Source organism: Alkalilimnicola ehrlichii, from assembly GCF_003399765.1.
In the GTDB taxonomy this organism is placed as follows: domain Bacteria; phylum Pseudomonadota; class Gammaproteobacteria; order Nitrococcales; family AK92; genus AK92.
In genome coordinates this window covers 103824-114849 of record NZ_NFZV01000015.1, presented here as the reverse complement: position 1 = coordinate 114849, position 11026 = coordinate 103824, and the positions used below count along the sequence as shown (strand labels likewise).

Annotated in this window: 4 protein-coding genes; all 4 read right to left on the bottom strand. The window is 61.4% G+C overall.

Annotated elements, in window-relative coordinates:
- The coding region (locus CAI21_RS14535) for a contractile injection system protein, VgrG/Pvc8 family (protein ID WP_181919445.1) at nucleotides 1-558 on the bottom strand (558 nt) is incomplete at its 3' end.
- 188 nt (nucleotides 559-746) lie between these two features.
- Nucleotides 747-1688 (bottom strand): RCC1 domain-containing protein, encoded by a 942-nt coding sequence (locus CAI21_RS14530; protein WP_116302945.1) that lies wholly within the window; start codon nucleotides 1686-1688, stop codon nucleotides 747-749.
- Between the two features lie 91 nt (nucleotides 1689-1779).
- The gene (locus tag CAI21_RS14525; protein WP_147305127.1) at nucleotides 1780-10488 is read right to left on the bottom strand and encodes an RCC1 domain-containing protein; all 8709 of its coding nucleotides are present in this window, start codon (nucleotides 10486-10488) and stop codon (nucleotides 1780-1782) included.
- A complete protein-coding gene (locus CAI21_RS24020; RefSeq protein WP_147305126.1) occupies nucleotides 10383-10967 on the bottom strand; it encodes a hypothetical protein in 585 nt (194 codons plus the stop codon). The genes CAI21_RS14525 and CAI21_RS24020 overlap by 106 nt, the downstream gene beginning before the upstream one ends.
- Nucleotides 10968-11026: the final 59 nt, after the last annotated feature.

Sequence of the window (11026 nt, the reverse complement as noted above, 5' to 3'; positions counted from 1 at the left end):
CACGCACAGCCGCTCCCGGCGCTGTGCGGCGTCGACCTCGAACCAATAAAACACCCCCGCCTCGGCGAGCTGGCGCTGGAGAAAGGCGAAATTACTCTCAAACGCTTGCAGCACGTAATCGCGCACCGGGTACTGCCCCGAGAGCCGCCAATCAATCGCCTGGCGCGGCACGCCGCACTCGCCCAAGATCAGCTCGGTAAGCTGCGGCAAGCTCAGCCCGCGCAACACCCGCGTGTGCACGGTCTTGGCGGTGAGTGCCAGTTGCGGCTCCAGATAGAGTCGGGTGATGACTTCGGGCTGTGCGGCACAGGTCAGATCGCGCCCGCCGGTGATCACCCCGATCCGCAGCCCCGCGCCGCGATCGGGCGTTTGCCAGCGCAGCCGGGCGCGCTGGCCCGCCAACTGCTGGACCGGATAGCCGCGGGGGATTTTGATGTCGATCTCGAAGCGGAAGGGCTGAGAGAAGCGTTCGGTACCCTGCAGGGCGATGGCATTGAGCGGCGGGAAGTCCGCCACCTCCAGCGACAGACGTGAGAAATCCGTACCCCCCGGGTTCATAGAGCCTTCCTTGGTTATGGTGTTGTTGAGCCAATATTTTTTGGAATGGCATTAACGCTGTCAAGTCACATGAGCTAGGAAACGCTGGATAATTCCCCTGCCCTTCTGGCGACGCGGGTTAACATGCGCCGCCTTGACCTCCCCGCACGACCAATAATATCTACAGGCCCATCACGCGGATTGACGAATTATGGCCATACGAAGTGCGCCCCCTCCAGCGGCTCCATATCCACGGGAGCCGGGGTTAGCACGATATCGGGGGCGTTTTCTTCATTGCCGGTCTGCCCCTGCTCGTTCGCCCCCCACGCCCACAAGCGGCCGGTGTCGTCTAGCGCAAGGCTATGGTTTTCACCCGTGGCGATAGCGACTACGCTGGCTCCAGCGAGGGGGCTCATAGCAACGGCAATCGGCGCTGCGCTAGGATCCAGCGTTCCGCTACCGAGCTGCCCCGCACTATTGTCGCCCCAAGCCCATACAGCGCCATTCGCATCCAACGCGAGCGCGTGCCGACTGCCGGCGGCCATGGCTACCACCGCTACTCCGCCCAAAGCGGAAAGGTCGAGCTCGGTCAGTCCATCGTAGGTTGGGATGACACTCGTGCCGGCATCGGGATAAAGCGCCCACTCCGCACCTGCGGCCCAGACCCGGCCATAATCGTCGCGTATGAGGTGGAACGAATCGCCAACCTGTAACTCGACAATCCGCGCTGCGCCCAAAGCGGCAATATCGACCGGTAGCGGCGTCCAGCGGTTATCGGTAATGCCGTCGCCAAACTGGTCGACGCCATTCGCGCCCCAGCCCCACAGACGCCCTTGGTCGTCGAGCGCGAGGTTGTGGGTTCCGGCGGCCAGCATCACAACCCGAGCCGAGCCCAAAGCTGTCATATCCACTGCCACCGGGTTAGGCTCATGCCACCCTCGCCCGGTACCCAAAACGCCGTTGCCGCCACTGCCCCAAGCCCACATACGGCCCAGGTCATCTAAAAGTAGTCTGTGCTCGCCACCCGCTGCCAATGCGACCACCCCAGCATTCTCAAGCGCCTCCAAATCGACGGGTTCCGGCAGGCCGTATGAATCGTCGTTGCTCGCGATGTCGATGGCTGGAGGATAAAGACAGTCATGGGACGGCAATGACCACAGGCGCCCCAGGCTATCAAGCGCAAGCCTGACGTCCCCCCTGCCGCCAGGGTCGCAACCTGAGCATCGCCCCAGCCGTCTCTACTCATTTCGCTCGGCACGCTATGGATATGTTGTTCGGCCACTCCTTGGGAGGCGTATGCGAAGACATCGCCGCCCCCTCGCAGGCGTCCGTGCCGCCCCAGACCCAGACCCGGTCGCGATCGTCTAAAGCCAGGTTATGGTGCCCATTGGCCGCCAGCGTCTGCCGCTCTATGCAGGCCAACTCGCGCGACTCTACGACATCGCCGGCCCCATTAAGTATTTCCAACGTGCCCAAGTGACGATTAGCCAGGGAGGCACACGCAACGTCAGTGGCGATCGTAAGGTCACAACCAACGCATAGGTCCTGCTCCCAAACGCCCCCGCCGTCAACCGTGACGCCGTCGGCCCCGACAAAGCGCAAGCCGTAGTGGCTATTCGCCGGATTCGAAACGTTTACTTGTACTTTGCCGTCCGCCTGCGCATAACCGTGCCGCACGGCAGACAGGCATTGCACGGGCAGCGCGTGCGAGGCAATCAGCGTACCGTCGGTCTCCAACACGTCAAAGGGCACGACGAGTTCACCCGCTTCGGAGCAGGCCTGCGCGCCCGCAGCAAAAAGCGTGATGCGATGCGCGTCGACAGAAGCCGGCAGATAAACCTCGCCGCCTCCCCCGCCAAGCGAAACGGCGGCGGTGTCGGAAACGATGTAAACGCCTTCGTTGCGCGGATTAAAGAAGGTGGCGGTTCCGATCTGGACTTGGCGCTCGCTACCTTCCACAATGCGGAATGCGTCGTCGCGCTCCAACTCGATCTGGGCCGTCACCGCCGAAGTGCGGGGATTAACCCGAACCGGACGCTGCCGATTCTCCATCGTGCCGTCACCAAGGGCACCTTCCGTGTTAAACCCCCAAGCCCAGAGCCTACCTTCTTCATCGGCGGCTAAGCTATGGCTACCCGCCGCCACCGAAACCGCGGGGACACCTCCCAGCGCGGCGAGATCCGTCTCAGTCGGGACGATGCGTTCGTCAGTAGTGCCATCGCCGACGCTACCACCGGCATTTCGGCCCCAAGCCCACACGCGGCCACGCGAATCAAGCGCGACGACATGATTATGCATCGCGGACATGGCCACAAAGTGCTCCCCACCTAACGGCGTCAGATCCACCGCTATCGGCGTCGAGCTGTCGACGGTGGTGCCATTTCCGGACGTGCCGTAATAGTTCGAACCCCATGACCACAGCCTACCCTGGTCATCCAGGGCCAGATTAAAGCGTGCCGCGGCGGCAATGGACACGACTTGCGCCTCGCCCATGGGCAGCAGATCAACCGGCGTCGGGGCTAAGCGAATATCGTCGTGATCGGCACTGCCGTCCCCAGCCACGCCATGCCAGTTCCAACCCCAAACCCATACGCGGCCATGATCATCCAGCGCCATACTGTAAGACTCGCCCGCCGCCATCGTGACCACGCGCGCAGCGCCTAAGGGCGAGAGATCCACCGCAACGGGGATACTTCTATCCTCCTGGGTGCCGTCGCCAAGCTGGCCGCGACTGTTGTACCCCCAAGCCCATAGACGCCCCTGATCGTCGAGGGCGAGACTGTGCATGTAACCACCCGTTGTCGATACCACGCGGGCTTCGCCTAATGGCGAAAGATCCACCGCAACCGGTGCATGCCGGTGGGTCGTCGTACCATCTCCCAACTGGCCATGGGTATTCCGCCCCCAGGCCCATAGGCGGTTTTCCTCGTCAAGCGCGATGGCGTGCGCCTGCCCTACACCGATCCGGGTCATCCGGGCCTCGCCGAGCGCCGTCAGGTCGACCAAGGCCGGGGAACTACGATGCTGGCTGGAACCGTTGCCAAGCTGACCGTCCCGACTGCTTCCCCAAGTCCAGAGTTCTCCGGCATCGGTCAACTGGTAAGACCAGCTCGACCCTGCCCCGTACGACTGGAAAGCACCGCACTGGCTGGCATGAACGGCGACGTTGCGCGTTTGGATCAGCGTGCCGTCGGCGCCAATAATCTCCAACTGGCCGAGGTTTAACGTACCCGCTTGCGGGCAGGCCGCGCCGCTCAAGTCTAAAGCTTCGGTACATCCCCCACACACAGTGGTTTCCCACGGCGATTCGCCGTCGAGGCCGGCGTCATCCGCACTCAGGAAACGCACGGTATAGGCCTCGTCGACCGCGTTACGCAACGTGAGCTGAAGCGTACCGTCGACCGACCCAGCCACGTGGGTGATGTCCGGGAAGCAGTGGATCGGTGTTTCGTCGGAAAAAACGAAACGCCCCGAATCGTCTAGCACCGTGAACTCAACCATGTAATCGCCAACGACGGTACACACGGCAGGCCCGTTGGCAGCCAGCTTTGCCTCGGTCAACGAGTTGCCTTCCACCAGGAGCCCATCCTCAGCACCGAGAAAGTGGAAGCTCGAATCCCGCGAGTCGACCGTAATTGGCCGCAATAAGGGGTTGTCGAAACGAATGTTAGCACCCGCCAAAGAACCGGAGCGCCCCAGCGGTAACCGCAACGGCTCTGCACTGGGTTCTATCTCGGCGCTGACTTCACCCGATAGCTGCCCCATCAGGAACAGCTCCTGACGGCTCGCCGAACCACTCCCAGACCCAGCCACTCTGCCCCAGGCCCAAAGGCGATCATTGCCATCAAGTAGGAAGTTATGGCTAGAACCAGCCGCTATATCGACTACCGGGCTATCGCCGAGGGCTTCCAGATCGACAAGCACAGGAACCCCGCTATCGTCGCCGGTACCATTACCAAGCTGCCAGTAATAATTCGATCCCCAGGCCCATACACGGCCTTGGTTATCCAGAAGAATAGCGTGGTAAGCGCCGGCTTCGACCGCTTCTACGGTAGCGCCATTCAAAGGACTAAGATCAACTTGGACAGGGCGAGGACTAGGAACGGTGGTGCCGTCGCCAAGCGAGCCGTGCCAATTCTCCCCCCAGGTCCAGACGCGGCCTTCGCTATCCAACACGAGGGTAAAGCTTCCCTCGCTGTCTAGCGAAAGCGCGATGACATCGGCACCGCCAAGCGGCTGTAGATCGACCGCAACCGGCGTTGTACTGGACGTTGTCGTGCCGTTGCCGAGGCGGCCGGTTTCGTTGTTACCCCAAGCCCACACGCGGCCGATTTCATCCAACAATACGCTATGCTCTTCGCCTGCGGCGAAACTCACTACCTTAGCGCCGCTCAGTCTCGACAAGTCAACGACAACCGGCGTATGCCGCGCCGTTGTGCTGCCATCGCCGAGCTGGCCGAACGTATTGTCGCCCCAAGCCCATAAGCGCCCACTCTGATCGAGCGCCAGCGCATGCTCGCCGCCGGCGCTTACATCCGTCCACACTCTGTCGCCGACCTGCTCGGGCCGGCGCCGCTCAATGTCATCGCCAACCCCAAGCTGGCCGCTATAGTTGTATCCCCAAGCCCAAAGCCGACCGCTATCGTCAATGGCATAACTGCTGCCAATACCGGCAGCCAAAGTCACTATGCCGGTATCTCCCAATTCGGTCAGATCGGTAAGGGCAGGAGTCTCCCGGCGCCAGCTCGTCTCGCCGATCCCCAGCTCCCCGCCCCCGTTCGAGCCCCAGGCCGACAAATATCCGTGCCGGTCGTAGACAAGGCTATGATGCGTTCCGGGCGCCATTAAACGGCGCGAGACGCAGCTAACGCTGCGGCTATCGATCAACTGTCCTGTCAGATCGTATATATCCAAATGGCCCAAGTGCCGCCCCACCGTCTCGGTACAAACGGCATCTGTTTCGATGCTAATTTGGCAGCCGGGGCAAACGCTGCCTTCCCAAGTAGGCTCTCCCCCAATCGTGACGTCGGGGCCTCCGGTAAACCGTAGGCGGTACGCATCGTCCGCAGCGCTGCTGATATGCACTTGCGACGAGTCTTCGCCGACATCGACAGAATAACGAATGTCCGGTACGCAGCTGACGGTTGCATACCCAGAACCAAAGAGGTTTCCTGCCTCACCTCGAACCGCGAGATTGACGGGAAGCTCGCCAACCGACGAGCAAACAGCAGCCCCGGTAACGAGAACTTCGGTCTCTATCCTGGAATCTGCGGGAACCGAAATGTAAGAAGCACCATCCGCAAAACTAAGCCCTTGCCCCGAGAGTCCGAAGCGCAGCGGACGGATCAAGGGGTTGCTCAAGCTTGCCGCAGCAATGGCAACACCTCGCTCCTGACCTTGCACCACGCGAATCGGCTCCGGGCTTATCGTGAAAGTAACCGCACCTCGCCCTTCCAAGGCACCGATCAGAACCGGCACGGAACGCGTGGCATTACTGCCGTCGCCGACCTGACCGTAGCCGTTCAGCCCCCAGCTCCAAAGGCGATCTTGACTGTCGAGGACAAGATTGTGGTTTCTGCCACTGACAAAAGCGACCGGTTGCGACTCTTCCAGTACGGCGAGATCGACTGCAACCAGCCCCCCGACCTCCGCTGTATGTCCAACACCTAACTGGCCAGTGCTATTGGCTCCCCAGGCCCAAAGACGCCCCGTCACGTCAAGCGCCAGATTGTGCTGAGAGCCCGCACTGAGGGCGATAATCTGTGCCCCGGCAAGGGGATCGGAGTTTACTTGCACCGGCGTGGTACGGTCTGTCGTCGTGCCGTCTCCCAACTGTCGAGAGTTGTTACTACCCCAGCTCCACAGTCGCCCGCTATCGTCAAGCGCTAAGCTATGGAGTTGTCCGGCGGCGATAGCGATAATTCGGCCGTCTTCTAAACCGGAGAAACTTACCGGAGTGGGCTCGAAACGGGGGGTAGTCGTACCGTCACCCAACTGACCGCGACCATTATCGCCCCAGGCCCAAACCCGACCCGAACTATCCAACGCCAGGCTGTGTCCGTCTCCCGCCGCAACAGCGGTGATTTGCAAGCCTTCCGCCTCGTCAAACTCGACAGCAACCGGCGCTAGGCGGGCCGTGGACGAGCCGTCTCCAAGCTGCCCTGAGCCGTTCTCCCCCCACGACCAAAGTCGGCCCGCTAGATCGAGCGCAAGGCTATGACTAGCTCCAGCTGCCGCCGTTATAAATCCGAACTCCTCGGTTTCGTCAAATAGCACCCTGGCCGGCGTTGAGCGTCGGGTCGTTGAGCCGTCTCCCAGTTGTCCGGAGCCATTGCGACCCCAGGCCCATAGCTGGCCATGCTCGTCTATCGCAATGCTATGCGCCCCGCCGTTGGCCACCAACATGACGGAGATCGCTTCGGAGGCGCCAACGTCCACTGAAACCGGCCGTGATCGGTCGGCGTTCCAACCAACCTGGCCGTCGCCAACCTGGCCTTCCTGGTTACTTCCCCAACCAAAGAGCACTCCTCGCCCGTCAATCGCGTGCGAGTGCTCGCTGCCTGCGGCCAAGACCCGATTGGAATCGGCCGTTACGCAGGTAAGTGAGATTTCTCCTAGCAAATCGCGGGCGCCACCGGTGAGAACATCGACCGACCACAACTGCAGGGCGCCGGCGCTAGGCATCTGGAGTTCTTCGAAGCGATGCCATTCCGGGTCGGGCTCGCCGCAAAGCACCTCGACCTCGCTGGCCATATCGTCGGTATAGATGTCATCGGCAGCCTCATCGGCTAATCGTGCGCTCGCACCGGCAGGCGGTCGCACCCGCAACAAGTAGCTGCCCTCTCCTGTCACCCGCCGCACGTTGAACTGTTGCACATAGGCAAGACCCGACGCCTGCGGCTCGGCCAACTGCTCTCGCGGCCCGCGATCGAGGGCGAATACGGCAACGTCGACCCCTGGGTAAACGATGCGGTCCGCCATGAAATTGAGATCGTCAGTATTGGCATAATAGGCCTGCACCAGCTCCGGCGAGCCGGTTAACCCAACATCGATGATGCAGGCCTCGCGGTAGTATCCGGTCAACTCACGGCAAGCGGCCTCGCCCAGTAATCGCTGTTCCGGGCTAAGGATCGTCGCGCTAGTAGGAAAGCTCGCGCTTTGACAGCCATTACGGAATAAGCACTCGTGGGAACGCGCCAGCCAGTCGCCACCGAACAACGCGTACAACGTAGTCCAATTCAGCGGTGTATCTTGCCCCAGCACTTGGCCGTTACGGCGGATGAAATCGTTGGTCGGGTCGCCGTCGTTATTGCCTAGAAGCCCTCGTTCTTGACCGGCGTGTGTCTCGGGTCGAATGATTTCTATCTCGGCGATGGGCATATCGGCTGCGGTCACATCCGGAGCGGACATCCGAACGCCATAGCCTTGACCCGGCCCATCCTCCGGCCATACCACCAGCACCGAAATCGGGTCGACGCGCCAGAACGCACTGCCGCCGTAGGCGGCAAACTGCTCTACAAGCAATGCTCCGCCACCCGGCAACGGCACGTAGCCACGCTCGCGAACGGTTTCCCAGCCCCGGGGCGGATACAGCTCCTGCCCATTGACCAACACCCGCAGCGCATAATGATAAGGCGTGTACGCTTCCGACTGGTCAAGCTCCATCACGTGGATCTCGACCACATCGGCTCCAACTTGTGCCGCCACCGCCTGCGGCCATGAGCCGTCGTAACCGGCAAGAAAGCGCCCTTGCACTTCTAGCCCGTCGACACCCGGCACGCGAAGCAAGATGTAGTCGCCGGTCGCGTTGAAGTCGTACCCCAGGCCATCGGCGGTCACCAAATGAGGGTGCCCCCAAATTCGGTCGCAGTCCGGCTCGCTCGGGCGGCAGCGGCAGGTGACCGTATTATTGGCACTGTCCTCGTTGCCGTTGCCGGCACTCGCGCGAATAGTGCCCTGCTGAATGCCGCGGGCGCTGCACTGAGCCCGCGCCGTGAAAGATTCGGACCCGCCCGGCGCCACGCTAAAACTGCCCTGGCTCGGTCTGAGCGGATTACCGCTAACACTGATGTTAATCGGGCTCGCTTCTCCGCTGCTGGAGCCACGCGTACCGACCCGGCCGGTAGCCTGCACCTGATCGCCGACGAAACCGCTGGCGCTCACCGGATCGATCCAGACTTGACCGCCACAGAACTCGACAGGCTCCGTCAAGCCGCAAAAGAGACCGCCACAGGCAACGACGGGCGCCGTGATATTGCCGCCATTAGCCTCACACTCGGCAAAGTCATACGTCACGGCGTTGGCGGGATTTTCAAAGATGGAGCTGGACTGATTGTCCGGCCCCATAACCCCGTTAATGCTGCCCATCGGGAAAAACGAGCGGAATACCGCATTGTTCACATGCAGTCCGTGAACATGAGCGCGACCTAAGCCGTCATCGATAACACCCATCGTCCCGAAGCCGGCATCGAACTTAAACTGAGCCAGCGTGCCTTCGGCTTCCAAACTCAGCTCGGCCCCCGACACCAGCATTCGAACCAGACTCTCAAAGTCTTGGCTGGCACCGATCGCGACAGACGTCTTCACCGAGACCGCACCGCCCGACTGGCCCACATTCTGGTAAACAGCGGCGCTATTAGCCGCACTCAGTTCGGCGCCACCGGCAATCCCGGCCTTCGCATCCAGGCCAATGTTAGGAGTGCTCACACCCAATTTAGAAATGAGCCAGCCAACCGCACCGCTTTCTGCGTCGGTCAGCGTCAGCGTAGCCTCAAGCCCACCGGAAAGCCCGCCCGAGCCTTTATAAACGAGAGGCGTTCCGCTCAACCCACTGCCACCGGTCGCACCAAGCAAATCAAACTGGAACGTGCTGCCGTCACGGACGCTGTAACCCGCTTTCAAGCTGTAAGTGGCGGGCATGTCGGCCGCAACGCCAAGTTTGAACTCGCCGTAGGGCGCCATTTGCACGTCGCTCCCGAGCAGCGCGCGCAAGACAACGCCCGCCGGCCCACCGGCGAGGAACATACCGGCCCCACCGGAGGACTTGCGCCCGGTCGATTTCCACGAGCATTCGACCCCGGCTCCTTCGATACCGCCTTCAAGATAGACACCGGCATCGAGCGGCATCAGCGAAAACTGAGGCGAAAAGGTCAAACTAGCGCTGTTCGCATTACAATTATCGGGAACGAAGAAGCGGTTCTGATTCCGAGCGGAACGCGCTAACGCCTCAGCTTGTAGTTCTGGCGGCAGCGCGAAGGTGGACATCGGGGCGATATCGGCCCTATCGGAAGGACCGATATGCGTTAAATCGCCTCGATAGTGCGCATCGTATCCCGCAACCGGCGCACCTTCGCGGTAGACAACAAACTCTGGATAAACCCCCTCCTTCACCAGGAAGTCGTCCTCGGCATCGGCGATGTCATAGACATCGAACCACTCCGGTGCCAACAGAACGAGCTGCTGTTCGCCGCGTCGAATGATCTTGTTGACGCGGCCGCCGTAGGCTCGGTCGCCGAACCGATAATCGACCAGCTGCCCCTCGACCAGGTCGGCATCGCGGATAAGCAGAGGCAGAACAAATTCGCCCTGGGTCAACGCATTATCGAACTCGGCGCTGATATCGGCGAGAGAAAACGCCGCCTCGCTCGCTAACGGCTGGTCGTCAGAAACCGGGAATAGCACCCGCTCCGGGTTGATGGCGGTCACCCCCGCCTTGGCAGGCCATACTTCCGCCAACACGACGGTAGACCAACGCTCGGCAATCGCGACCTGACCGGCATCTTCCAAATCCGGCCGTAAGCCGATCATCAAGCGCCCGCGGGTCAAATCGGCGGGAACCGTTAGCGTCAAAACACCCGGTTCAGTGCCCCAACCGACATAGCCGGCGCTAAACTCCTCCGGAATGTACTCAAAGTCGTTATCGGCGCGTTGAATACGAGTAACGAGCCGCAACCGCTCGGGATCGACTGGGCCAATGTCGTTGCCATCGACATCCACTTTCCGGACGCGAACGGTATAGGTTTCACCCGGCCGGCGACAATGACATCGCGATCAACCGTCGTGGCAAACCAATCCGGTTCTGGATCTTCCGCCGCCATGACCAGCGCATGTGCGCGGTCAAGCCGCGCGCGCCGCCGGGGCTCCATTTGGCTCTGCGCAAACTCGGTATCGGCGAACGCTGCTTCCGAGGTAGGCGGGACATCGCTGGCCAATAGCTCGGCAGCCGCGCTCAGATGCTCGTCCACCTCACCGAGCGTATCTTCCGGCGCGGGAGTCCCTCTATTGGAGCTGCTGTCGCTACAGGCGCTTATTGCCGCCGCCAAGCCGACGATAAAGATCAACTTCCGCCACGAAGCAAAGCCACCTATTACGCGGCGCCGTAGCTCCGCACCCAACGTCCGACTCCGGCTACACATGAGTTTCGCCCCCATCCTTTTCCGCCCGCTAGGGCGGCTTCATTGTCCGTTAATTTTTTTGTTAGCAGCACGCA

Excerpts from the sequence above, each read along its gene's own strand:
- CAI21_RS24020 (WP_147305126.1), bottom strand. The coding sequence starts at position 10,967 with ATGGGGGCGAAACTCATGTGTAGCCGGAGTCGGACGTTGGGTGCGGAG.